At 67.8% G+C, this 24,922-nt stretch carries 14 protein-coding genes; 9 read left to right on the forward strand and 5 right to left on the reverse strand.

Annotated features, from left to right (window positions below; all coding sequences use genetic code 11):
- Positions 1-36 precede the first annotated feature (36 nt).
- The 7 genes from recC to UB43_RS06845 all read left to right on the forward strand — a co-directional run bounded on the left by recC (position 37) and on the right by UB43_RS06845 (position 17,445).
- The gene (gene recC, locus UB43_RS06815) at positions 37-3,504 is read left to right on the forward strand and encodes an exodeoxyribonuclease V subunit gamma (RefSeq protein WP_082085792.1); all 3,468 of its coding nucleotides are present in this window, start codon (positions 37-39) and stop codon (positions 3,502-3,504) included.
- Positions 3,501-7,193 carry an exodeoxyribonuclease V subunit beta gene (gene recB / locus UB43_RS06820; protein WP_045209683.1) on the forward strand — a complete coding sequence of 1,231 codons (3,693 nt, stop codon included), beginning with the start codon at positions 3,501-3,503 and terminating at the stop codon, positions 7,191-7,193. The genes recC and recB overlap by 4 nt, the downstream gene beginning before the upstream one ends.
- Complete coding sequence (gene recD, locus UB43_RS06825) at positions 7,190-9,214, forward strand: exodeoxyribonuclease V subunit alpha (RefSeq protein ID WP_045209684.1); 2,025 nt, start codon at positions 7,190-7,192, stop codon at positions 9,212-9,214. Before recB ends, recD begins: the two co-directional genes overlap by 4 nt.
- A gap of 92 nt (positions 9,215-9,306) precedes the next feature.
- The gene (locus tag UB43_RS06830) at positions 9,307-12,153 is read left to right on the forward strand and encodes an ATP-binding protein (RefSeq protein WP_045209685.1); all 2,847 of its coding nucleotides are present in this window, start codon (positions 9,307-9,309) and stop codon (positions 12,151-12,153) included.
- On the forward strand, positions 12,132-13,328 hold the full coding sequence (locus tag UB43_RS06835) for an EAL domain-containing protein (RefSeq protein ID WP_045209686.1): 1,197 nt from the start codon (positions 12,132-12,134) through the stop codon (positions 13,326-13,328). Before UB43_RS06830 ends, UB43_RS06835 begins: the two co-directional genes overlap by 22 nt.
- Before the next feature lie 144 nt (positions 13,329-13,472).
- Positions 13,473-16,703: a hybrid sensor histidine kinase/response regulator gene (locus tag UB43_RS06840; RefSeq protein WP_045209687.1), complete on the forward strand. Its 3,231-nt coding sequence runs from the start codon at positions 13,473-13,475 to the stop codon at positions 16,701-16,703.
- A 91-nt stretch (positions 16,704-16,794) separates the two neighbouring features.
- Positions 16,795-17,445, forward strand: a complete 651-nt coding sequence (locus UB43_RS06845; protein WP_045209688.1) for a response regulator — start codon at positions 16,795-16,797, stop codon at positions 17,443-17,445.
- Between the two features lie 210 nt (positions 17,446-17,655).
- On the opposite strand, the gene UB43_RS06850 is transcribed toward UB43_RS06845, so the two are convergent.
- The 5 genes from UB43_RS06850 to UB43_RS06870 form a co-directional block, all read right to left on the reverse strand.
- Positions 17,656-18,375 carry a molecular chaperone gene (locus UB43_RS06850; RefSeq protein ID WP_045209689.1) on the reverse strand — a complete coding sequence of 240 codons (720 nt, stop codon included), beginning with the start codon at positions 18,373-18,375 and terminating at the stop codon, positions 17,656-17,658.
- The gene (locus tag UB43_RS06855; protein WP_045209690.1) at positions 18,365-19,711 is read right to left on the reverse strand and encodes a fimbrial protein; all 1,347 of its coding nucleotides are present in this window, start codon (positions 19,709-19,711) and stop codon (positions 18,365-18,367) included. The genes UB43_RS06850 and UB43_RS06855 overlap by 11 nt, the downstream gene beginning before the upstream one ends.
- Entirely contained in the window at positions 19,708-22,299 is a 2,592-nt protein-coding gene (locus UB43_RS06860) for a fimbria/pilus outer membrane usher protein (protein WP_045209691.1), read from the reverse strand. The genes UB43_RS06855 and UB43_RS06860 overlap by 4 nt, the downstream gene beginning before the upstream one ends.
- Positions 22,283-23,035 carry a molecular chaperone gene (locus UB43_RS06865; RefSeq protein ID WP_045209692.1) on the reverse strand — a complete coding sequence of 251 codons (753 nt, stop codon included), beginning with the start codon at positions 23,033-23,035 and terminating at the stop codon, positions 22,283-22,285. The genes UB43_RS06860 and UB43_RS06865 overlap by 17 nt, the downstream gene beginning before the upstream one ends.
- 97 nt (positions 23,036-23,132) lie before the next feature.
- Entirely contained in the window at positions 23,133-23,678 is a 546-nt protein-coding gene (locus UB43_RS06870) for a fimbrial protein (protein ID WP_045209693.1), read from the reverse strand.
- A 267-nt stretch (positions 23,679-23,945) separates the two neighbouring features.
- On the opposite strand from UB43_RS06870, the gene UB43_RS06875 reads away from it, so the two are divergent.
- Positions 23,946-24,314, forward strand: coding sequence for a YciI family protein (locus UB43_RS06875; protein ID WP_045209694.1), 369 nt, complete (start codon positions 23,946-23,948; stop codon positions 24,312-24,314).
- A 56-nt stretch (positions 24,315-24,370) separates the two neighbouring features.
- Positions 24,371-24,898 (forward strand): SRPBCC family protein, encoded by a 528-nt coding sequence (locus UB43_RS06880; RefSeq protein WP_045209695.1) that lies wholly within the window; start codon positions 24,371-24,373, stop codon positions 24,896-24,898.
- The last annotated feature ends 24 nt before the right edge of the window (positions 24,899-24,922 follow it).

Raw genomic sequence — 24,922 nt, forward strand, 5'->3', positions numbered from 1 at the left:
GCACTCCCAGTTGCCCGCTCCGCACCAGGAGACACGATGAGCGAGCAGCGACTGACCCCCGGCCTGATGGTGATCCATGGCAACCATCCGGAAGCGCTGCGCGACCTGCTGGTGCAGTGGATGAGCCTGCATCCGCTGGCGCCGCTGGAGAACGAAGTCATCCTGGTGCAGAGCAACGGCATCGCCCAGTGGCTGAAGCTGGCGCTGGGGCGCGACGTAGAGGACGGCGGCTGCGGCGTCACCGCCGCGCTGGACGTGCAACTGCCCGCGCAGTTCCTCTGGCGAGCCTACCGGGGTGCGCTGGGCCGCGATGAAATCCCCGAGGTCTCGGTGCTCGACAAGGGCCCGCTGACCTGGCGCCTGATGCGCCTGCTGCCCACGCTGCTGGAGCGCGAAGAGTTCGCCACCCTGCAGCGCTTCCTCGCCGATGACGCCGACCTGCGCAAGCGCCACCAGTTGGCCGAGCGCCTGGCCGACCTGTTCGACCAGTACCAGGTCTACCGCGCCGACTGGCTGGAAGACTGGAGCCGCCACGTCGATCAGTTGCGCCTGGCCAACGGCACCCTGCGCGAGCTGGACGCCGACAACCGCTGGCAGGCCGCCCTGTGGCGCGCGCTGCTCGACGATGTCGGCCCCGAAGGCCTGGCCACCAGCCGCGCCGGCGTGCATGGGCGCTTCATCGAGAAGCTGAAAAGCGCCGAGAGCCTGCTGCCGAACCTGCCGCGCCGCGTGGTGGTGTTCGGCATCTCCGCCATGCCCGCGCAGACGGTGGAAGCCCTCGCCGTGCTGGCGCGCCACGCCCAGGTACTGCTCTGCGTACACAACCCCTGTCGCCACCACTGGGCCGACATCGTCGCCGACAAGGACCTGCTGCGCCACGAATACCGCCGCCAGCGCCGCCGCGCCGGCACGCCGCAGCTGCTCAGCGACGACCAGCAGCACCAGTACGCCCAGCCCTTGCTGGCCGCCTGGGGCAAGCAGGGGCGCGACTACATCAACCTGCTCGACCAGTACGATGACCCGGAAAGCTACCGTGCACGCCTGGGCGCGGTGAGCAACGGGCGCATCGACCTGTTCAGCGAGGTGGAACCGGGCAGCCTGCTCGGCCAGCTGCAGGACGACATCCTCGAACTGCGGCCCATCAACGAAACCCGTGAACACTGGCCGGCGGTCGATCCACAGGTCGACGACTCGCTGCGCTTCCACGTCGCCCACAGCGCCCAGCGCGAAGTGGAAATCCTCCACGACCAGCTGCTCGCGCGCTTCGACGCCGACCCGACGCTGCGCCCTCGCGACGTGATCGTCATGGTGCCGGACATCAACCCCTACGCGCCGCACATCGAAGCCGTGTTCGGCCAGATTGCGCGCGACGACAAGCGCTTCATTCCCTATACCCTGGCGGACCAGGGCCAGCGCGGCCGCGAACCGCTGCTGGTGGCGCTGGAACACCTGCTGCGGCTGCCCGACAGCCGTTTTGCCGTGAGTGAAATCCTCGACCTGCTGGACGTCGCCGCTGTGCGCGCGCGCTTCGGCCTGGCCGACGCCGACCTGCCGCTGCTGCGCCGCTGGATCGATGGCGCCGGGGTGCGCTGGGGACTCGACGGCCAGCAGCGCGAACGCCTCGGCCTGCCCGCCGCCGCCGAAGCGAACAGCTGGCGCTTCGGCCTGCGGCGCATGCTGCTGGGCTTCGCGGTGGGCGAGGGCGAGGCTTTCCAGGGTATCCAGCCCTACGCGGAAATCGGCGGGCTCGACGCCGCCGCCCTCGGCCCGCTGGCCGGGCTGCTCGGCGCGCTGGAAAAGGCCTGCGACCTGCTCGCCGAGGAAGCCGACGCGGCGACCTGGGTGCAGCGTCTGCGTAACCTGCTGGAAGACTTCTTCCTGGTCACTGACGACCATGACGAACTGCTCCGCCAGCAACTGCTGAACCTGCTCGAAGGCTGGCTGGAAACCTGCGGCTACGCCGGCTTCAGCGACCCGCTGCCGCTTTCGGTGGTGCGCGAGGCCTGGCTCGGCGGCCTGGATGCCGGTGGCCTGAACCAGCGCTTCCTCGCCGGCGCGGTAAGCTTCTGCACCCTGATGCCGATGCGCGCGATTCCCTTCCAGCTGGTCTGCCTGCTGGGCATGAACGACGGCGACTACCCGCGCCCGCAATCGCCGCTGGACTTCGACCTGATGCGCAACGACTACCGCCCCGGCGACCGTTCGCGCCGTGAGGACGACCGCTACCTGCTGCTCGAAGCGCTGCTCTCGGCGCGCCGCCAGCTCTATGTCAGCTGGGTTGGGCGGAGCATCCGCGACAACAGCGAGCGTCCGCCGTCGGTGCTGGTCGGCCAGCTGCGCGACCACCTCGCCGCCGGCTGGCACGGTGCCGACGGTGGTGACCTGCTGCACGGGCTGACCCTGGAACATCCGCTGCAACCCTTCAGCCGCGCCTATTTCGATGCGCCCTCGGTGCAGGGCATCGACGGCCTCTATACCTACGCCCGCGAGTGGCGCGATGTGCATCGCGAGCAGGATGACGAGACGAATGACACGCCGCTGCCCCCGCCGGTGCTGGACGCACCCATCGGCCTGCGCGTGGTTTCGGACTTCCTCGCCAACCCGGTCGGCGCCTTCTTCCTGCAGCGCCTGAAAGTGCGCTTCGGCGAGGAGCAGTTGACCGGGCAGGATGAAGAGCCCTTCGAGCTGAATGGACTGGACGTCTGGCAACTGCAGTTCGAACTCTGCGAACGCCTGCGCCCCTGGGTGGAGCAGCACTGGCAGGATGATCAGCTGGCGGCGCAACTGACCGGCCAGGTGGAGCGCCTGCGCCGCGAAGGCCGGCTGCCGCTGGCAGCCTTCGGCGACTTCTCCGCCCAGGCGCTGGTGGCGCCGCTGTACGATCTGCTGGCGCGCTACCGCGAACAGCTGGAGCACTGGTCGCAGGTGGAAGACGAACAGCGCGAACTCCACCATGAGCATGCCGGCATCGAACTGGCCGACTGGCTGGGCGGCCTGCGCCGCAACGCAGGTGGCGAGCTCGCCAGCCTGCAACTGGTCAGTGGCAAGCTGCACGAAGGCAAGGGCTACAAATGGCATGGCCTGGTGCGCCCCTGGGTGCGCCATCTTGCGCTGCAACTGTGCGGCGAGCCGGTGACCAGCGTGCTGGTCGGCCTGACCGGCACTCTGGAATTCCCGCCGCTGCCGGCGCAGGAAGCGCGCGCCGAACTGGATGCGCTGCTGGATGCCTGGTTCCAGGGCATGTGCCGCCCGCTGCCGGTCGCCTGCAAGGCGGCCTTCGCCTGGCTGGCCGCCGGAGATGACGATGAACGTGCCGCCCGCGAAGCCGCCAAACGCTATGACGGTGGCTTCAACCTGAGCGGCGAGGCGGCCTCTTCGGCGGCGCTGGCGCGGGTCTACCCGGACTTCGCCGCGCTCAACGCCAGCGGGGAGTTCGCTGCCTGGGCCGAAGCACTCTACGGGCCCTTGTTCGAACTGCTGCAGCGCAAGGAGGCCGAACAATGAGTGCCGTGGAACTCAATCCCCTCGACTTCCCGCTGCACGGCAGCCGGCTGATCGAGGCCAGCGCCGGCACCGGCAAGACCTTCACCATCGCCTTGCTCTACGTGCGCCTGGTCCTCGACCACGGCGGCGAGCAGGCTGCGTTCGGGCGGCCGCTGAGCCCGCCGGAAATCCTCGTGGTGACCTTCACCGAGGCCGCGACCCAGGAACTGCGCGAGCGTATCCGTGCGCGCCTGGGCGAGGCTGCGCGCTGCTTCGCCGAGCCCGAGCAGAAGCACGACGGCCTGCTGGTGAAGCTGCGCGACAGCTATGCCGCCGAACGCTGGCCCGGCTGTGCGCGCCTGCTGCGCCTGGCTGCCGAATGGATGGACGAGGCCGCCGTTTCCACCATCCACAGCTGGTGCTACCGCATGCTGCGCGAGCACGCCTTCGACAGCGGCAGCCTGTTCACCCAGGACCTCGCCGCCGACCAGAGCGAACTGCTCGCCGAAGCCGTGCGCGACTACTGGCGGCGCAACTTCTACCCGCTGGGCGTGGCGGCGGCCAACGCCGTGCGCCATTGCTACGCCGGCCCCGAAGCGCTGGCCCGCGCCCTGCAACCGCTGCTGGCGGCACAGGAAGCCGGGTTCCGCTATGCCGATCAACCGCTGACCGCACCGGCTTCCCTCAGCGAGCTGCTGGAAGCCACCGGCCAGTTCTACGACGAACTCGAGGTCGCCGAGGCCCGAGCCCGCGAAGCCTGGGCGGCGGACCGCGCCGGCGTCGCCGAACTGCTGCGCAATCTGCGTGGCGACCTCAACGGCAACAGCTACCGCGGCAAGGATGACGACAGCGTGTTCGCCGGCTGGATCGAAGCGCTGGACGCCTGGAGCGAGGGCGCCGATGCACCGGACAACCTGGCCAGGTTCGGCCAGACGCGGATCAAGGTGAAAGCCAAGGCGGTGGTGCCGGAGCACCCCGCGCTGCTGGCTGTCGATGCCTGGGTCGAGCGTTCCGAGCAACGCCCGGAGATCGCCCCGCAACTGCTGCTGCACGCCCTGGGCGAAGTGCGGCACAACCTGGAAGCGGAAAAACAGAAGCGTGCCGAGCTGGGCTTCGACGACCTGCTGGTACGCCTCGATCGCGCCCTCGCCGGCAGCGGCGGCGAGCGCCTGGCCGAACGTATCCGCGAGCAGTTCCCGATCGCGCTGATCGACGAATTCCAGGACACCGACCCGCTGCAGTACCGCATCTTCGAGCGCGTCTACCGCATTTCGGAGAACCCCCCCGAAGTCTCTTCAGAAAAGAGACTGGGGTTGTTCATGATCGGCGACCCCAAGCAGGCGATCTACGCCTTCCGTGGCGCCGACATCCATACCTACCTGCGCGCCCGTGCTGCGACAGCCGGGCGGCACTACACACTGGGCACCAACTACCGCTCCACGCTGGCCATGGTGAAGGCGGCCAATCGCTGCTTCCTGTTCGCCGAGGGCCATCAGCGCGGCGCCTTCCGCTTCGCGGTGGACGGCCAGGAAAACCCGGTGCCGTTCCTCAACGTCGAAGCGCGCGGCCGTGATGAAACGCTGCTGCTGGAAGGCAGCGAAGCGCCGGCCATGACCTTCTGGCAGCTGGACAACGACGGCCAGGTCTGCGGCTCCACCCTGTACCGCCAACAGATGGCCGAGCGCAGCGCCAGCGCCATCCAGCGCTGGCTGAGCTCCGTGCAGAGCGGCTTCCGCGACGCCGATGGCCAATGGCGCGCCCTGCGCCCGGCGGACATCGCCATCCTCGTGCGCGGTCGCAGCGAGGCCGAGGCCATCCGCGGCGAACTGGCGAAACGCCGGCTCGCCAGCGTCTACCTGTCCGACCGCGATTCGGTGTTCGACAGTCCCGAAGCCGTCGACCTGCTGCACTGGCTGCGCGCCTGCGCCGACCCCGGCGACGATGGCGCGCTGCGCATCGCTCTGGCGACCCGAAGCCTGGCGCTGGACTGGGCGACCCTGGAGCGGCTGAACCAGGACGAACGCTTCTGGGAAAACATGGTGCTGCGCTTCCGCGACTACCGTGTGCTCTGGCAGCAGCAGGGCGTGCTGCCGATGCTGCGCCGCCTGCTCGCCGATTTTGCCCTGCCGGCGCGCCTGCTGCGCGAGACCGATGGCGAACGCAGCCTGACCAACCTGCTGCACCTGGCCGAGTGGCTGCAGCGCGAGGCCGTGGAGCTGGATGGCGAACACGCGCTGCTGCGGGTCCTTGCCGAGCAGCTGGAGAGCCCGTCCAGCGAGGAAATCCTCCGTCTGGAGAGCGACGCCGACCTGATCAAGGTGGTGACCATCCACAAGTCCAAGGGCCTGGAATACCCGCTGGTGCTGCTGCCCTTCATCTGCACCTGGCGCGAGCTGGACGGCAAGAGCGGCACGCCGCCGAGCTTCCAGTCCGGCGAGTCGCGGGTGGTCGAACTGTCCCGCGACAAGGAACTGGCCAAGGCCGCCTTCCAACTGGCCAACGACGAGCGCCTGAGCGAAGACATGCGCCTGCTCTACGTGGCACTGACCCGCGCACGCCACGCCGTGTGGCTGGGCGTGGCGCCGCTGGTGATGAGCAACAGCAAGAGCCCCGAGCTGCACAAGGGCGCCATGGGCTACCTGCTCGGCGGCGGCAACGCGCTGAGTGTCGATGACGTGACCGCACGACTGGGCGACTTGCAGGCCGGCCAGGCGGAAATCGCCCTGGAGCCGGCGCCCGAAGTCGGTATGGAAGTGTTCGTCGGCGTACAGGCCGGCGAGCTGGGCGCGGCCCGCGAACCGCGCCGCCGGGTGGCGGAGAAATGGTGGATCGCCAGCTACTCCGCGCTGGCGACGCTGGCCACCGAGGACGACAGCGAAATCGCCCCGGCGCCGGCCGCCGACGAACCCATCAGCGCCGGCGAAGACCTGCTGCGCGAAAGCAGCCTGGAGGAGCACCGCGAGCTGGAAGCCGTGCCCGCACCCTTCAGCCTTCACGCCTTCCCGCGTGGCGCGAACCCCGGCAGCTTCCTCCACGGACTGCTGGAGTGGGCCGCCGACGAGGGCTTCAACGCCGACGAGGATACGCTGCGCGACCAGATCGCCCGGCGCTGCGCCGTACGCGGTTGGGAAGAGTGGATCGAGCCGCTCACCGGCTGGCTCGGGCAGTACCTGCGTACGGCTTTCCGTGTGCCTGACGCCGCGCCGGTCAGCCTGGCCGGGCTGACCACCTTCCAGAAGGAGATGGAGTTCTGGTTCGCCACCCGCAACGTCGACAGCCAGCGTCTCGACGCCGCCGTGATCCGCCATACCCTCGGCGGCGTGGCGCGGCCGACGCTGCAGGCGAACCTGCTCAACGGCATGCTCAAGGGCTTCATCGACCTGGTGTTCGAGCACGAGGGCCGCTACTACGTGGCCGACTACAAATCCAACTGGCTGGGCGCCGACGATGAGGCCTACACGCAGGGAGCGTTGCGCGAAGCCCTGCTGGAGCACCGCTACGACCTGCAGTACGCGCTCTACCTGTTCGCCCTGCACCGGCTGCTGCAGGCGCGCCTGCCCGACTACGACTACGACCGCCATATCGGAGGCGCGATGTACCTGTTCCTGCGCGGCAGTTCCTCGGCGACCCAGGGTATGTACCTGGAGCGCCCGCCGAAGGCGCTGATGGACGAACTGGACCGCCTGTTCCGCGCGGAGGTGCCGGCATGAAGAGCACCGCCCAGATGCTCGAACTGATCGGCCGCTGGGCCGAGCGCGGCTGGCTGCGCGAGCTGGACCGCGCCTTTGCGATCTTCCTGGTCGAGCGCGCGCCGGATGCCAATCCGTTGCTGATCCTCGCCGCTGCCCTGGCCAGTCACCAGCTCGGTCGCGGGCACGTCTGCCTCGACCTGGAAGCGACCCTGGCCGACAGCCGCTTCGCCCTGTCGCTACCGCCCGAAGGCGACTCCGCCAAGGACGCGCCGGAGCTGCCTGGCGTGCTGCTGGACGGCTTCGATCTCGAAGCCTGGCGCGCCGTGCTGGGCGATCCGCGACTGGTCGGCGACGGCCCCGGCGATACGCCGCTGGTGCTCTCCGGCCGCCGCCTGTATCTGCGCCGCTACTGGCAGTACGAGCGCGAAGTGCGCGCCGGTATCGACCAGCGTCTGCAACAGGGCGATGCACTGCGTGCCGCGTTGCCTGTGGCACAACTGCGTCAGGCGCTGGACGCGCTGTTCCCGAAAAAAGCAGGTGCCCCGGCCGACTGGCAGAAGCTCGCCTGCGCGCTGGTCGCCGGCAACGCTTTCGGCATCGTTACCGGCGGCCCCGGCACCGGCAAGACGACCACCGTGGTGAAGCTGCTCGCGCTGCTGCAAAGCCTGGCGCTGGGGGAGGGCGGGCGACCGCTGCGCATCCGCCTCGCCGCGCCCACCGGCAAGGCCGCCGCGCGCCTGAACGAATCGATTTCCGGCGCGGTGAAAAACCTGAAGCTGGAAGCGCTGCCCGATGGCGAAGCCGTGCGGAAGGAGATTCCCACCGAAGTCACCACGTTGCACCGCCTGCTCGGCAGCCGGCCGGACAGCCGCCAGTTCCGCCATCACGCCGGCAATCCGCTGGCCCTGGAGTTGCTGGTGGTGGACGAAGCCTCGATGGTCGACCTGGAAATGATGGCCTCGCTGCTCGCCGCGCTGCCGCCGCGCGCACGGCTGATCCTGCTGGGCGACAAGGACCAGCTGGCCTCGGTGGAAGCCGGCGCAGTGCTGGGCGAGCTATGCAGCCGCGCCCGCGAAGGTCATTACCGACCGGTCACCCGCGACTGGCTGGAGGCCGTGACCGGCGAATCGATCGACCCCGTATTGCTGGACGCCTCCGGCAGCGACCTCGACCAGGCCGTGGCCATGCTCCGCCACAGCCACCGATTCAGCGCCGACAGCGGCATCGGCCAGTTGGCCGAAGCGGTCAACGCCGGTGATATCCCGGCCTTGCGCCAGGTGTGGAAGGCGCAGCACGAAGACCTCGCCCGCATCGCCGTGGACGCCCAGGAAACCCGCAGCCTGCGTGACCTGGCGATCGACGGCGGACGCGCTGGTGACCTGTTCGGCCCGGTCGGTTATGCCCACTACCTGCGCGTGGTCAGCGGCTCGCGCCCGGCGGACAACGCCGATCAGGCTGCGCTGGATGCCTGGGCCAGGAAGGTGCTGGAAGCCCACGGCCAGTTCCAGCTGCTCTGCGCCTTGCGTCGCGGACCCTGGGGTGTCGAAGGATTGAACACGCTGATCGGCGAGCTGCTGCAACGCGAGGGGCTGATTCCCACGGCGAGCGGCTGGTTCGCCGGTCGCCCGGTGCTGGTCACCCGCAACGACTACGGCCTGGGCCTGATGAACGGTGACATCGGCATCACCCTGGCGCTGCCGCAGACGGCTGACGACGGCTCGGTGCGCTGGGTGGCGCGCGTGGCCTTCCCGGCGGGCGACGGCACCGATGCGATCCGCTGGATCCTGCCCAGCCGCCTGCAGGCGGTGGAAACCGTGTTCGCCATGACCGTGCACAAGTCCCAGGGCTCGGAGTTCACCCATGCCGCGCTGCTGCTGCCCGACAGCCTCAACCCCATCCTCACCCGCGAGCTGGTCTACACCGGCATCACCCGCGCGCGGAAGTGGTTCACCCTGGCCAGCGCCGGGCGCGGCTGGCAGGTGCTGGAGGCCGCGACGGAGCGACGGGTGCAGCGGGCGAGCGGGTTGCTGGGCGCCTGAGGACGAAGCCCCGTTGAGCGACGGCTCGCATTTCCATGCTTTTTAGATTTGTCTGATGTCCGCCTGGCAAGCTTTTCGCCAGGCTGGCGGCCATGAAACTCAAGCAGTTCCTTCGTCGTCAGGATTCGTCTTTTTCCACCCCGAAGGCAGCCCGAAAGCTCCTTCGTCTGCTGGCCTGGGTGGTGATCGCCTGCCTTTTCTTCACCCTCAGCCTGTTCCTCGCCGCGAGCTTCAACAGCGAGGTGTCGCAACTGCGCCGGCAGATGAACGCGGCCATGTACGAGGCCCAGGATTACCTGGGGCAACGCGAGTCGCTGCTGGAGCACATCAGCCGGGGCGTGACCTGGAAGATGGGAGCGCCGCTGGTGCAGTGGCGGCAGTTGAGCGTGCCGGTGCCGCCCCACGAGCAGGTTTTCGTCACCCTTGGCGAGCCCGGCTCCAGCTGGAGCCTGGCGCTGTCCGGGCGGGACCTGGCGGAGATGGAAGCCAAGCGGCTGAACCTGATCTATGTCTCCCCCCAACCGGATCGCTCGGTGACGCGGCTGTACGGGGCGCCAGCGCTCAACGCGGTGGTGCCGCCGTCGGTGCTCGAAGCGCTGGCGCAACCCGGTACTTCCAAGGAGGAGCGACAGGTGCGCTGGCTCGCCGACCCAACCGACCCGCAGGCGCGGCAGTACCTGTTCACCCGGGTGACCAGCGAGCAGGATAACGGTTGGCTGGGGCTGGAGCTGTTCGGCGCCGATCTCTCCGCGGCGTTCGGCGTGCCCGAGGCCGGGCGCTTCCTGCTGCTGGACCGCGATCACCGGGCGATCCTTGGCAGCGCAGTGACGCCGCAGCTCGGCCTGCAGTTCAGCGACCTGTGGGAAGGCGACAACTTCGCCTTCAGCGGCCCGGGCCTGCTGCCCAGCCACCTGGCGTTGCTCAAGCACCTGGGCAGTTCCGACTGGTCGCTGATCTACTATTTCAACCTGTACGACCTGATGCTGCCGATGTGGCCCAGGATCCTCGCATCGCTGGCCTTCCTGCTGGGGTGCTCGCTGCTGGTATGGGGCATGTGCCGGCGCATCAACCGGCGTCTGATCGGCCCGGCGCAGCACCGCCTCACGGCGCTGGTGGAGAACGAGGGTTTCTCCCGCGCGATGATCCAGACCGCGCCGGTGGCGCTCTGTGTGCTGCGGCGCAGCGATGCGGAGGTGGTGCTGGAAAACCGCCTCGCCCAGCAGTGGCTGGGCACTGGCGATGAGCGTCGTTACTGGAGCCATGGCTGGCTGGAGCGGGGCTTCAGCAGCGGCGAGAAGGGCGGCTCCGAAGAGGTGGAAACCCACACTGGCCGACACCTTTACCTGAGCTACACGCCGACCCGCTACAAGGGTGAGGACGTGCTCTGCTGCGCCTTCAGTGACATCAGCGCGCGCAAGCAGACCGAAGCCGCGCTGGCCGAAGCCAAGCACCTGTCCGACACTGCCAACCAGGCCAAGACGCTGTTCCTGGCGACCATGAGCCATGAGATCCGTACACCGCTCTACGGTGTGCTGGGCACCCTGGAACTGCTCGGCCGCACGGCGCTGGACCACCAGCAGTCCGGCTACCTGCGCGCCATCCAGCGCTCGTCATCGACGCTGCTGCAGCTGATCAGCGACGTGCTTGATGTGTCGAAGATCGAGGTCGGCCAGTTGGGCCTGGAACCGGTGGAGTTCTCGCCACTGGAACTGACGCTCGACAGCGTCCAGGGCTACGCCGCCACCGCCCGTGCCAAAGGTCTGCAGATCTATGCCTGCTGTGATTCACAGATGCCCGAGCGGGTGCTGGGCGATGCCACGCGCATCCGCCAGATCCTCAATAACCTGCTGAGCAATGCGGTGAAGTTCACCGACAGCGGGCGCATTGTCCTGCGCGTGCGTGCCGAGCCCGGCGAGGGCTGGCAGGACACCCTGCACTGGCAGGTGGCCGACACGGGAATAGGCATACCCGAAGACCAGCAGGCGAATCTCTTCGATGCCTTCTATCAGGTTTCCGGCAACACCCGGATGGCCGGTGGCACCGGGCTTGGCCTGTCCATCTGCAAGCGCCTCACCGAGCTCATGGGCGGGCAGTTGCGGGTGGTCAGCGACGTGGGGCTGGGCAGCAGCTTTTCCCTCAGCCTGCCGTTGCAATGTGTCGATCGGCAAACCTCCGCCGAACCCCGGCTGAACAACGCGATGGTCTGGGTGCATGCGCCGACCCGCGAGCTGGCCGAGAGTCTTTGCGGCTGGATCACCCGTTGGGGCGCGCTGGCCCAGGTGGTGGCCTGCGACCAACCGGTGGAAGAGGATGCGTCCAGTGTGCTGGTCGACCTGCGTTTCCATCCCCATGACCGCAAGCCGCTGCCAGCGTGGCGCGGCTGCCGGGTTCTGGTGACCGACCTGGGGGGCGAGCAGCCGCGCCAGGAGGGCTGCGACTGGCACGTGGGCCGCTACAACCTCGAAGGACTGCGCCGTGCCGTGGCGGCGGCACAGGGTTGCAACAGCGGCGAGGCCGCGCGACTGGCCGAGGTCCTGCCCGATATCGGCCTCGGTCTGCGCGTGCTGCTGGTGGAGGACAACCCGATCAACCAACTGATCCTGCGTGACCAGCTGGAAACCCTCGGTTGCACGGTGGAGCTTGCCGTCGACGGTCGGCAGGCGCTCACGCGCTGGCAGCCCGATGCCTTCGACCTGGTGCTCACTGACGTCAACATGCCCCATCTCAATGGCTATGAGCTGGCCCGCGCCCTGCGCCTGCGCGGTTATCGCGGGCCGATCGTCGGCGCCACCGCCAACGCCATGCACGAGGAAAACGAGCGCTGCCTCGCCGCTGGCATGAACCTCTGCCTGCTCAAGCCGGTGGACCTGCGCACCTTGCGCCAATGCCTGACCAACCTGCCCGCGGAGGTGCCGCCATGCGACATCAGCGAATCCTGATCGTCGAAGACCAGCCCTTCCAGCGCGAGTACCTGCTCAACCTGTTCCGCGAGCAGGGCGTGGTGCAATTGCGCGCCGCCGAGGATGGCGCCGAGGCGCTGCGCTGGCTGGAGCTGGAACGCTTCGATCTGGTCGTCAGCGACCTGATGATGCCCGGTCTGGATGGCGTGCAGTTGATCCAGCGGCTGGCCGCGCTGAGCCATCCGCCGCTGCTGGCGATCATGAGTTCGGCGTCACGCCCACTGATGGGCAGTGCCTGCATGGTCGCCCGCGCCCATGGCATCACCGTGCTGGAGCAGATAGCCAAGCCGGCACGCGCGCCGGTGATTCGGCGCCTGCTGGAGAAACTCGTCTCGCGTCAGGAGCGTGCGGAGCAGCATCGTGCGCTGACGATTCCGGTGCCCACTCGCGAGGAGCTGGAGGAGGCTCTGGAGCAGCGGCAGTTCTGCGCCTGGTTTCAGCCCAAGGCATCGCTGATCGATGGCCGCATCGTCGCTGCGGAAGCGCTGGTTCGTTGGCAACACCCCCGCCATGGTGTCCTGTACCCGGGCAGCTTCATGGCGACGTTGAGCGCCGCCGGACTGGACGAAGCGTTGCTCTGGGCGGTGCTCGAACAGGCGCTGCAGGCGCAGGCTGACTGGGGCCTGCTGGGCTTTCACCTGTCGGTGGCGGTGAACCTTCCGACCCACCTGCTGGACGATTCCGAGCTTCCGGATCGCCTCGCCGCCTTTGTCGCCGCACGTGGTGGCGTGCCGGCGCACATCGTCTTCGAGCTGCTGGAATGCAGTAGCACCGCGACCCCGGCCAACTACTATGCAGGCACCTGCCGCCTGCGCATGAAGGGCTTCGGTCTTGCACAGGACGATTTCGGCCAGGGTTACAGTTCGCTGTACAACCTGGTTTCGACGCCCTTCACCGAACTGAAGATCGACCGCGCGCTGGTGCACGGTTGTGTGGATGACGAGGGGCTGGCGGCGGCGCTGGAGAGCATCGTCAAGCTCGGCCGGCAGCTCGGGCTGGAGGTGATTGCCGAAGGGGTCGAACACCCCGACGAACTGGCTCTGCTGCGCCGGCTGCGTTGCGATTGCGCCCAGGGCTACCTGTTCTCCGAAGCGGTACCGCCGGCCGTATTTACCCGCCAGTTGCTCCAGGAACGCGCCTCCATGGCTCATTGACCCACGGCAGAAACATCGCAGATACCAGGGCGATCGTCGGCCTCCCAAGGCCCGGCGGGTCGCCTAATGCCTGACTCACATCTACAGTCTGCTGGTATCCGGCGGGCCCTCCGCCGCCACTTTCCGCGACACCGGATGCTTTGCATGAAGGAACATGACAACGGCTCGATTCGTAAACTGGCCAGCACGTCGCTGCGCCTGAACGTCGTGCTGCTGTGCGCCGTCTCCCTCGCCCTGATGCTGGTGGGGGCCTGCTACTGGGCGCTCGGCCGGGTGGTGCAGGAAGAGCGGGACAAGGTGCATTTCCACTTCACCCGGCTGGTGGGGGATATCCACGAGCACGAGGCCTTCCTCAACCGAGTCGCCCAGCAGAGCGACGAGTCCACGCAGCGCCAGGACCTGGACGTGGTCCCGCTGCAGCGGCGCATGCTGAGCCGTGAGAACGGCATGGAGATCCACGAAGGCCGGGAGTTTTCCTTCGCCATGTCCTTCACCCTGGCGCAACTGGTGCGGCCCAGTCCGCAGGAGCGGCCCGGCACCTTCTCCTTCGGCGTGATGCTGACCAATTTCTACAGCAGCTACTGGAGCACCTCGTCCTTTCCTTCGCCGCAGGTACTGGTCGTCGACCTGCACGGGCCCACCAGCCTGGCGGTGCCCTCGATTGGCAACTTCCGTGGGCAACGGCCACTGACGCGGGGCAATTACCTGCAGGTCATCGAGCGGGTGCATGAAACGCTGGAGGAACGCGCGCCCAAGCGCAGCGACACGCAGGTGCATTGGGCGCAGGCGCAGGCCTATACGGGGGGCGGGACTCGCGAGCTGCTGGCCTACGTCAGCCTCGACCTGCCCGATGCGCTGTGGTGGGAATCGGACCTGGACCGCCGCGTCGTCGCCGTGTCGCTGCTGGACCTGGGGCGTATCAACGACCTTGAGCAGGTACTCGACCGCCCGGTGTTCGACGAGCTGGAGCTGATCTCGCCGGCAGGACAGGTGCTGATCGACTTCCCCGGTGGCGAGAAGGATTACCGCGACGGCCTGAACGTCAGCGTCGACGGCCTGGTGTTCAAGGTCCGCAGCGAGTTCACGGGCGGCTGGACCGCCCTCTATCGTCTGAGCTACGCCAGTTTCTTCCGCTACGCCAAATGGCAGTTCCTCGGTGGACTGGCGCTGATCCTGGGCAGCCTCGCCGGAGGCTGGTTCGCCATTCGCTGGTACTCGCGGCGGGTGATCAAGCCGGCAAGGCGCGCGCACCTGGATATCGTCGAGAGCCATGCCTTCAGCCTGGCGGTGATCCAGACCGCGCCGGTGGCGCTGTGCGTGTTGCGCCATGACAGCCACCAGGTGGTGATGCAGAACCGCCTGGCCGAGCAGTGGCTGGGCGACGCCGAGGCCATCACCCGCATCAGCCGGGATTGGGACCTCGGCGGAAGGGGCGGCGAGGGCAGCGGCGAGCTGGTCTTCGAGGTAGAAGGACGCGCCCTGCATGCCAGCTTCGCGCCGACCCGCTACCGGGGCGAGAATGTGGTGCTCTGCGCCTTCAACGACATCAGCGCGCACAAGCAGGCGCAGCAGATGCTGGCCGACGCCAAACTCACGGCGGATGCCGCCAGCGAGGCGAAATCGGTGTTCCTCGCCACCATGAGCCACGAAATCCGCACGCCGCTCTATGGTGTGCTGGGCACCCTGGAGCTGCTCGGACTGACCGAGCTGACCGGCCAGCAGCGCGACTACCTCGCGACTATCCAGCGGTCCTCCGCCACCCTGTTGCAACTGATCAGTGACATCCTCGACGTATCCAAGATCGAGGCCGGGCAGATGGCCCTGGAGGTGGTGGAGTTCAATCCGCTGGAACTGGCCGAGGACGTGGTCGTCGGGTACGCCGGCGTCGCCGAGGGCAAGGAGTTGCAGCTGTACGCCTGCATCGATGCGAACGTTCCCGGCCTGGTGCGCGGCGACGCCGTGCGCATCCGGCAGGTGCTCGCCAACCTGCTGAGCAACGCGCTGAAGTTCACCGACATCGGCCGAGTGGTGCTGCGCCTGCGCATCGTCGCTGGCGAGGCGGGCGCGACGGCCCTGCAGTGGCAGGTGACGGATACCGGCATCGGCATGTCCGACGCCCAGCAGCAGCGGTTGTTCGAGCCGTTCTACCAGGCCCATGGCCATGAGCACACGGTCAGTGGGACGGGCCTTGGTCTGTCGATCTGTGCGCGGCTCAGCGAGTTGATGGGTGGCCAGCTGCGCGTGGTGAGCGAAACCGGGCTGGGCAGCAGCTTCACCTTCACCCTGGCGTTGCCGCTGCTGGAGCGCGCCCAGCCGCTGGCCGATGCCGCCCCGCTGTTGCCGAAGCCGGTCTACGTGCGCGCACCGGTGAAGGAGCTGGCGCAGAGTCTGGCGGCATGGATCGATTGCTGGGGCGGCTCTGCCTTGGTTCAGGAAGAACTGCCGGCGGACGTTCCGCCAGGTGCCATATTGCTGGACCTGCTCGAAGCCGATGACGAGCCGCTCTGGAGTGGCCCACGGGTCCGTGCACTGACCGGGGGCAGCGTGCAGCCGCAAGCGTCGGCGCAGGGGTGGGAGGTCAGCCTCTATCACCTGGCCGGCATCGCCCAGGCCTTGCGCCTGGCGCAGCAGGGCGGAGGTGGTGAGGCCCGGCAGGCTCCCCGCGTCGGCCGTCTGGGCAAGCTCGGCCTGCGGGTATTGGTGGCCGAGGACAATCCGATCAACCAGGCGCTGCTCAAGGAACAGCTCGAAGAGCTGGGCTGCCGCGTTACCCTCACCAGCAATGGCCGCGAGGCACTGCAGCGCTGGGCGCCCGGCGCCTTCGACGCGCTGCTGACCGATGTGAACATGCCGGTGATGAATGGCTACGAGCTGGTGGGAGAACTGCGCCGCCAGGACAATTGGTTGCCTATCATCGGCGTCACCGCCAACGCCCTGCGTGAGGAAGGCGAGCGTTGCATGGCGGTGGGGATGAACGCCTGGCTGGTCAAGCCGATGAGCCTGCGCACGCTGCACGACGGGTTGCTCAAGGTCTGCGGCCATGAGGTAGCCGGGCCGGCAGAAAGCCAATTGCAGGACCCGGCGCCGGCGGAGGACCGCATCCAGGTCTCGGAGAAGATGCGCGAGCTGTTCCTGCGGACCATGCGCCAGGATATGCAGGGTGTGACCGATGCCCTGCACGTCAGCGACCTTGCGACTGTTCGTCAACAGGTGCACCGCCTGCGCGGCGCACTTGCAGTGGTCCAGGCCCATGGTCTGAGTGATGCCTGTGGCGCGGTGGAGGAGGCGCTGATCGCGCAGCCCGCCGGGCCGGAACTGTCCGCGGCGGTGAACGCGCTGCTGGGACGAATCGAGTCGGCCCTGGCCAGTCTCTGAGAGCCTGGCCGGTATCCGGGGCTACTCTTGAAGAGTGGCCGTGCCCCTGTGGCCGGCCGACGATCGCAAACGTTGGGACACAAGAAAACTCATGGAAAAAGTCAGAGTGGCACTAGCGGACGACCATCCCATCGTCCTGATGGGGGTTCGCGAGGTGATCGAACGGGATGATCGCTTCGAGGTGATCGGCGAAGCGCACAACTCCAGCGAGCTGGTGGCCCTGTACCGCGAGCAGCGGCCGGCCATCGTCATCACCGACTACAACATGCCGGGCGACCAGACCTATGGCGATGGCATCAAGCTGATCGAGTTCCTGCTGCGCAACTTCCCCGGCACGCGCATCCTGATCCTCACCATGCTGTCCAACCCGCTGATCCTCTCCAGCCTCTACGACCTGGGGGTGTCGGGGGTGATCCTGAAGAATGGCGACCTCGACGAGATCCTGGTGGCGCTCAAGGCATTGTCCCAGGATCGCATCTACCGGGGGCCGGGCATGCAGTCCTCGAGCAGCGTGCTGTCCAGCGGGGACGATGTGGAGGGGCGCATCGCCAGCCTGTCGGTCAAGGAGTACGAAGTGCTGCGCCACTTCGTCTCGGGGATGAGTGTGCGTGACATCGCCCTGCTGCTGAACCGCAGTGTGAAGACGGTGAGCGCGCAGAAGATCTCCGCCATGCGCAAGCTGGATGTGGATACCGACCAGGCGCTGCTGACGTTCTGCGTGATGGCGAATCTGTTTCAGTAAGTCGGGCCCAGGATGCGCCTGTAGGAGCGAGCTTGCTCGCGAACTGCCGCGATGCTGAAGTCCATGGTAGGCCAACTGTCCTCTTCCTGAGGCTCCGCACCTGCCAGATCAAGAGCCCCTCACCCTAACCCTCTCCCGCAAGCGGGAGAGGGGACTGTTCGGTGCAGAAACAAACGATGGCGTCAGCCGGCACGGACGGGTGCCTCTCTCTCAGCGCAGCTCGGCCTCGCCCTGCTGGCTGTTCCCGCCATCGTCGATCCACAGGTAGCGCACTTCGCCAGCGCTGGCCGGCAAGGCCTGGGTAGGCGCCAGTGTGCGCCGTGAGAATGGCGGCAGCAGTTCGGCCGGCAGCGGTGAGCCGGCGTTGCCCTGGCGCACTTCGGCGCCGGCCAGGGTGATGAAGTAGGCGGTGGGGTTTTCCACCTGCACCGCAGTGCCGGCCCTTCGGAAAACCAGCTGGCGTGGAGCCTCTTCAGCGTCTTTCGCCAGGGCGCGCGGCCGATAGATGACCTTCATCTGCGTGCGCAGGGTGACGGTCAGGCGCGACTGTCCCTCGGCCAGCGGATCGCTGGATTGCGGCGGAATTTCGTAGAGGTTGAGCCAGTACAGCGACTCGCGGTCCCTGGGCATCGCCTCGCCGGTGTAGAGCAGGCGCAGGCTGCGCTGCTGGCCGGGGTTCAGGCGGAAGACCGGGGGCAGAGGCATGATCGGCGCCTGCGCGGTTTCCGGGCTGGATTCAAGTTCGCCGTCGTCGATCCAGGTCTGCACGATGACCGGATAGGGGTTCTGGTTGGCCAGTGCCAGGGAGGCTTCGCGCTGGCCCTCGTCGAAGATCACCCGGGTGCGCTCGGCGGTGACGCCCGCGTGGGCGCTGGCGCCGACCAGCAGCGCCAGGCCGAGGAGGGCGCCGCGCAGGCGGTTACTGAACACGGATCACCACCTGCGCGGTGGCTTCCACGCGGCCGGGGGTGACGGTGGGCATGCTGCCGAGGCTGAGCTTCTCCAGGCGGGCGCGGAAGGTTTCGCTGTACTGCGAGATGCCACCGACCTCGCCGGTCTTGTTCGAGGCGTTGCCGATCACCGGGTACCAGCCGCGCGCTTCGGCGTTGCTACCGTTGGCAGAGTCTTCATTGGCCAGCAGGTTCATCTCGCTGCCGTTGCGCAGCAGGCGAATGCCGACGCCCTGGGCGACGCCTGGCTGGCCGTAGCGGTCGGAGACGAGGTAGGAGAGGCCGCCGTTGCCGTTCACCAGGCCCAGGGACGAGGACGCGGCCAGGGCCCCGGCGGAGACCTTGATGCCCAGTGCGGTGCCGTTGACGGCGGTGCTGTTGATGACGCCGGTCTGGCATTTGAAGGCGACTTCGAAGGGCATTTCGCGGCTGGCGCCGGCGTTGATCTCGCCGATGGAGATCGACGGGAAGACCACGTGCGGGGTGACGTTGGTGATGGCGCAGGTGGGGTAGCGCTTGAGGGTCATGAAGTTGTACAGGCCGATGGCGCCGGGCCAGTTGGCGTGCCAGCCGGACCAGTTGCCGTAGTGGGTCTGGCCGACGTTGGGGTAGGACAGGCCCGGCCCCTTGATGGCGATGTAGCCCGCCTGCTGCGTATAGAGGTACCGCTGCGAGGCGATGGTCGCCGAGTAGTAGCGGGTGCTTTCCAGCGGGGCGCGGAACAGTTCGGCGCGCACGGCGCTCAGATTCTTCGCCTTGACCAGCTGGAAGCCGCGCGAGTCGATATCCAGCCCGGTGAGCAGGCGCTCGCGCCAGATGTCGGTAAAGTACTGGCCGGTTTCGACGTGGGTCAGGCGCAGCAGCACGTTGGGCCAGGCGGTGCGATAGGCGGCTGGCAGGCCGATGGAGTTGCCGACGCTGTCGCCACCCTGGTACCAGCCGCTGTAGAGGTCGTCGGCGTTGGTGGAGAACATTTCGAAGACCTCGTCACCGGCCGCGCAGCGGAAGAATACGCGCTCGGGGTCGTAGCCTGCGGTGACGCCGTACTGGGTGAGCGGGGCGACCGAGCTGGCGATGAGGGTGCCATCGGGCTGGAAGCTGGCGTCGGTGACGTTGATCACGCTGGGCAGGCCGAGCGGGCCGTTGCAGGTATCGCAGGCGCCGGCCCAACTGCCGGCGGTGCCCTCCCCGGGGCGGATCTGGTAGGTCAGGGTGGTGGTCGCGGTGCCCACGCCGGTGACCTTGTAGCAGGTGGCCCAGGCGCTTGGTGCAAGCAGCAGGGCGAGCAGCGGCAGGCTGCGCAGGATGGGGTTCATGAAGCCTCCGGTAGGCAGGTCGCCTGCAGGCGCACCAGCACCTGGTCGAGGTCGGCGCCTTTCAAGTCGTATGGGAGCGAGCAGCGGTCTTCCACCCGATCGCCCCACTGCACGCGCAGGCGGCCCTTCTCTCCTTCGGCGCGGGCATAGACCTGCCCGCCCTGGCCGACCATGCCGATGTTCACGCCATTGCCGTCGAGCACGTCGGCGCCCAGCGGCAGCGGCTGGCCATCGGGCAGCTTCGCCTGGATCAGCAGCGGGTGGCCGGTGAGGGTCTTGAACTCGACGCGCACGGCCGCGCCGGCGTAGGGCGCGATCTTGCGTTCGGTCTCCACCAGTTCGGCGTTCTCGTCGATGCCTTGCGGGTCGAGGCTGATGGGGTTGTAGCGGTAGGGCGATAGCGACGGCACCACGGCGTAGCCGTTGCTGTCCACCCGCGCGCCCTGGCCGCCGCGCACGCCGGCGCCGCTGGCGCCCTTGGCTTCCACCAGGGCGAAGGTGTCGCCGACGTAGGGACCGAGGGTCAGGCCGCCGCTATGCAGTACTGCCGCGCCGCGCATGCCGCCGTTGACCTGGCGGTAGCTGGAGCTTTCGGCGTAGCCGGCGTTGAAGGTGGCGACCGAGGTCTGCTGCTGCACGCTGCCGTTGAAGTCCGTGCCCTGGCCTTCGCTGTCGCGCCCGGCGGAGAGGGCGTAGCTCAGGGAACGGTCTTCGCCCAGGGTGCCGTTGAGACCGGTCTGGTAGGTGCTGCCGCTGCTGTCACCGGAGCGCCGCGAAGCCATGGCGCTGAGGTTGGGCGCGCGGCTGGTGGAGCCCAGCGGCATGGACAGGCTCAGGGTCAGGGTGTTGTTGCGGTTGCTGCCGTGCTGCAGGTTGTACTGCGGCGGCTGGGACGGATCGTAATCGTCGTTCACGTCGCGGTACCAGGTGGTCTGCTGGCGCGAGTAGGACAGGTTGTAGCTGAGCTGGCGCCAGACATTGGAGTAGCCGACCTGCAGCTGGGTGTCGCGGCTCTTGCCGTCGTAGTAGTCGGCGGTGGAGCCGGACAGGTAGAGGTTGCCGTACTGCCCCAGGCCCTGGTTGACCAGCAGGGTGAACTGGTTGCGCTGCTTGTAGCTGCTCGAGTCCCAGCTGTCGCCGTGGTCGCTGGCATCGCGGGCGGAGAGTGCATCGCCGAGGTCGCGGTAGCCTTCGGTGGAATAGCGGTAGCCGGCCAGGGTCAGGGTGGTCTGGGTCGGCTGGAAGGTCCGGCTGTAGTTCAGCCCGACGCGCCAGCCCTGTTTGCGCTGGTTGTTCTCCACGGTGGCGCTGGAGAAGGTGGTGTTCATGCCGAAGGCGCCGTAGGGCGTGGCCAGCACGCCGCCGCCGAGCACGGCCAGGTAGTCCTCGGCGACGCGGGTGCCGAGGTTGGCGGTGAGGGCGTTGGTCAGGCCGCGCTGGTAGGTCAGGTCGCCGAACAGGTCGTTGCCGTCGCCGTACTGGCGCGCCTGGCCGACCGTGGCGCTGTAGCGCGACAGGCCGGGGCGCATGGACTCGGGCACGGCGGAGAAGGGCACGGAGAAGCGCGACACGCTGCCGTCGGCCTCGATCACCTGCACGTCCAGGTCGCCGTCGTAGGCGGTGCCGTAGAGGTCGTCGATGACGAAGGGACCGGGCGCCACGGTGGTCTCGTGGATCTTCCGGCCGTTCTGGCTGATCACGACCCGCGCGTTGGTGTTGGCCGTGCCGCGCACTTGCGGTGCGTACTGGCGTTGCGAGTCCGGCAGCATGCGATCGTCGGTGGCCACGCGCATGCCGCGATAGCCCATGCTGCCAAACAGATTGCCCTCGGTGTAGCTGTCGCCCAGGGTCAGTTCGCTGCGCAGCCCCGGCAGCGCGCGCTGGGCGTAGGTGCGGATGCTGTTCCAGTCGCTGCGGGTGTTCCCCGCGTAGCTGGAATAGGTGTAGTTGGACTGGTGACGCAGGCGCCACAGGCCGAGGTTCACGCCGCCGTTCAGGCCCAGGTAGCCGTAGTCCGAGTCGCCGCCGCTGCCGGATCCTTCGAAACTCGAGCGGTAGAGGTTGGCGTCATAGTTGACGAAGCCCATGGTGCTGCCGGCGTCCCATTCATCCGGGCTGACATAGCCGCGTGGCTTGATGTCGAGCAGTGCCTGGGGGACCGAGAGGTCCAGGCGCAGGCGCGCGGTGTCGAGGTTCCAGGTCGAGTCGGGCAGACGCTCGGTAAGCCAGTGGCAGATGCCCTGGTCGTCCTTGCCGGCCTTCGGGTCGGGGCGCGCCCCCAGGCTCTGGCGCAGGAAGCGCTCGCTGAAGCAGGGCTCGGCGCGCTCGCCACGCTGGCGCATTTCCACTTCGGCACGGGTGGCGTACTGACCGTTGAGATAAAGATCGACGTGGTAGGTGCCGGGGTCCACCTGGTCGGCGCGGTTGAAGCGCTCCAGGCTGCCGCCGGCCAGCCCCGAGCCCATCAGCAGGCTGTCGTCGAAGCGGTAGTCCGCATCGCCCTGTGCCAGGCCCGCGACCACCATGGCGAGGGCTCCGAGGGTGAAGGGCAGCAGCGGTCCATGGCTGGAGTCAACGCGGCAGGTCATGGCGAAGTTCCACTCTTGCGCCGTAGTCGTTGATCAGCAGGGCAGACAGTCGCACGTTGCCTGCGGGCAGGGCGGAGGCTTTGTCCGCTCGCCACTGGGCCTGGCCCATGGGCGCGACCATGCTTGGCTGCAGCTTCCACTGGCGCTCGCCGACGCTGAGCGTCGCGCCGCCGAAGGAGGCGTGGTAGCCGGTCGGGTTTTCCACCTTCACGCTCCAGTCGCCACCGCTCTGCACCAGGGAGAAGCGCAGCTTCTCGGGCAGCTGTTCCGGGCTGCTGGCGATGCCGGCCGGGCGGTAGAACAGCTTCAGGCGGTTGCGCAGCATCAGCAGCATCTGGTTCTGCTCGGCCTTGGCGGCGTTGCGCGGCGGAATCTGCAGCACATTGAGGTGGAACAGCGATTCGCGGTCCTGGGGCAGGCCGGAACCGGTGTAGAGGATGCGCAGGGTCTGGCCGCTGCCGGGCGCCATGCGCGATACCGAAGGGTTCACCACGAAGGGGGCCTTGGCGGTATCCGGGGTGGACGCTGGATCGTCGATGTCGATCCAGGCCTGGATGACGTTGGGGAAGCCATCCTTGTTGGTCATCTGCACGGTCTTTTCCCGCGCGTCGCCGGGATAGATGACACGGGTACCGGTGATCACCACGCTGGCCTGGGCGAGCGTGGCGGTGAAGGCTGCCAGCAGGGCGAGCGCGAGCGTTGCCGCGCGGAGCGGGCGCAGTGGGAGGGCGTTCATCCGGTTCACCTGTCTTGCCGGGGCGTTCGGGGGCGGTGCCCCTGAGCGACGCGGCGCAATGCGGGAAGGCGGCACCGGGGGGCGGTGCCGCGAGGTATCACTCGTAGCGCAGGGTGTAGGTCACCGAGCCGAGTACCGGGCCGGGGGTCACGGTGGCGTCTTCGGAGATGTACTGCACCGCATAGTCGTAGCTGGCGCTGGTTTCACCGTCGGCGAGGACGATGTCACCGGCGGCCACGGCTGCGCCGCCCGCCAGGTTCACCGGGTTGCCGGCCGGGCCGTCGAGCAGCTGCAGGGCCACGCCGGTGGCGCCGCTGGCGGCGGTGTTGGTCAGGTTGCCCGAGGCAGTGGCGTTGGTGGCCTGGAACAGGGTGGTGAAGTGCTCATCGGCCCCGCTGGGGGCGGCACAGCCCGTCAGTTGCAGGGTGAAGCTGGTCTCGCCGGTGGTCTGGCCGACGGAGCCGTTCAGGGCACTGACCGGCACGCTGTCGAGGATGACGGTCGGGTCGGTGTTGCCGTCGACCACGGCCGAGCAGGTCTGGTCGGTCACTTCACCGCTGAAGTTGATGGTGTTGGCGGCGAAAGCAAGGCCCGGCACAGCGAAGGCGGCTGCGACAGCCAGGGCGGTTGCGCGAAGTTTCATTCTCTTGAGCTCCATGGTCAGGGTTTTTTCCCATGGCCATCTTCCCTTCCTGGCGTGCGGAACTCTCTGAGACAAATCTGAAAGCGCAGGCAAAGCACTGGCGCCGCGCCTGATGAACGGCGCAAAAGCCTGTGGCAGAGCCTTGCGCTTGAACCGCCGAGTCGCTTTATCCGGCAACGTGCGAAAAATTCTTGCCCGGCTGTCGATTCCCGCCGGCGCGCTTCGACTATGAGGTAACTGAAAACGCAATGCGCTCCGGAGACGGCCATGAAGTACCTCTGTCTGATCTATGTGGATGACCAGCGCCTGTCGAGCCTCTCCGAGGCCGAGTACCGGCGCCTGATGGACGAGTGCTTCGCCAACGACGAGTACCAGCGCCGGGCCGGCCGGGTGCTGGCCTCCGAGGCGCTGGAGACGGTGGAGACGGCGACGACGCTGCGCCACGGTGCGGCGGGGCTGTCGATCACCGACGGCCCCTTTGCCGAGACCCGCGAGTACCTGGGCGGCTTCGTGCTGATCGACGCCCGCGACCTCAACGACGCGCTGCAGATTGCCCAGCGGATTCCCAGTGGTCGGCTGGGGGCCGTGGAAGTTCGACCGGTCCGTGACTGGGATCGTTATTTCGCCGGACGCTGAGGCCCGGCTCTTCGAGAACTCTTTATTTCAAGAGAAGGCAACGTCAGGAGGATGTGATGCTGAAGTGGATTGCGCTGGTGGTGGTACTGACTGTGGTGGTGGTCCTGGTGCTGGCGGCGAATCGCCCGGGCACCTTCCGCGTGGAGCGCTCCCTGCGCATCCAGGCGCCGCCGGAGAGAGTCCAGGGCTATATCGAGGACTTCCACCAGTGGGCGCAATGGTCGCCCTTCGAGAAGCTCGATCCGGCCATGCAGCGCAGCTTCTCCGGCGTCGAAAAGGGGCGTGGCGCGGTATACGCCTGGGAAGGCAACGGCAAGGCCGGGGCAGGGCGCATGGAAATCCTCGAAAGCGACCCCCGCCGCGTGACCATCGCGCTGGATTTCCTCAAGCCGTTCAAGGCCAGCAACACCGCCGAATTCACCCTGGTGCCGCGCGACGGCGGCACCGAGGTGACCTGGGCGATGTTCGGCCCGGTGCCCTTCGTGGCGAAGATCATGCACCTGTTCATCGACGTGGACCGCATGGTCGGCAAGGACTTCGAGGCGGGCCTGGCCAACCTCAAGGCGCTTGCCGAAAAAGGCTGATGCAAGCCGCAACCTGCAGGAGGT

This window comes from Pseudomonas sp. 21 (genome assembly GCF_000955805.1).
Lineage (GTDB): Bacteria > Pseudomonadota > Gammaproteobacteria > Pseudomonadales > Pseudomonadaceae > Pseudomonas.

Bases quoted from the DNA above. Each gene is read 5' to 3' on its own strand.
- UB43_RS06875 (WP_045209694.1), top strand. From the start codon at position 23,946: ATGAAGTACCTCTGTCTGATCTATGTGGATGACCAGCGCCTGTCGAGC.
- UB43_RS06865 (WP_045209692.1), bottom strand. From the start codon at position 23,035: ATGAACGCCCTCCCACTGCGCCCGCTCCGCGCGGCAACGCTCGCGCTC.
- UB43_RS06880 (WP_045209695.1), top strand. From the start codon at position 24,371: ATGCTGAAGTGGATTGCGCTGGTGGTGGTACTGACTGTGGTGGTGGTC.
- UB43_RS06835 (WP_045209686.1), top strand. From the start codon at position 12,132: ATGCGACATCAGCGAATCCTGATCGTCGAAGACCAGCCCTTCCAGCGC.
- recC (WP_082085792.1), top strand. From the start codon at position 37: ATGAGCGAGCAGCGACTGACCCCCGGCCTGATGGTGATCCATGGCAAC.
- UB43_RS06860 (WP_045209691.1), bottom strand. From the start codon at position 22,299: ATGACCTGCCGCGTTGACTCCAGCCATGGACCGCTGCTGCCCTTCACC.
- UB43_RS06855 (WP_045209690.1), bottom strand. From the start codon at position 19,711: ATGAACCCCATCCTGCGCAGCCTGCCGCTGCTCGCCCTGCTGCTTGCA.
- UB43_RS06830 (WP_045209685.1), top strand. From the start codon at position 9,307: ATGAAACTCAAGCAGTTCCTTCGTCGTCAGGATTCGTCTTTTTCCACC.
- UB43_RS06845 (WP_045209688.1), top strand. From the start codon at position 16,795: ATGGAAAAAGTCAGAGTGGCACTAGCGGACGACCATCCCATCGTCCTG.
- UB43_RS06840 (WP_045209687.1), top strand. From the start codon at position 13,473: ATGAAGGAACATGACAACGGCTCGATTCGTAAACTGGCCAGCACGTCG.
- recD (WP_045209684.1), top strand. From the start codon at position 7,190: ATGAAGAGCACCGCCCAGATGCTCGAACTGATCGGCCGCTGGGCCGAG.
- recB (WP_045209683.1), top strand. From the start codon at position 3,501: ATGAGTGCCGTGGAACTCAATCCCCTCGACTTCCCGCTGCACGGCAGC.
- UB43_RS06870 (WP_045209693.1), bottom strand. From the start codon at position 23,678: ATGAAACTTCGCGCAACCGCCCTGGCTGTCGCAGCCGCCTTCGCTGTG.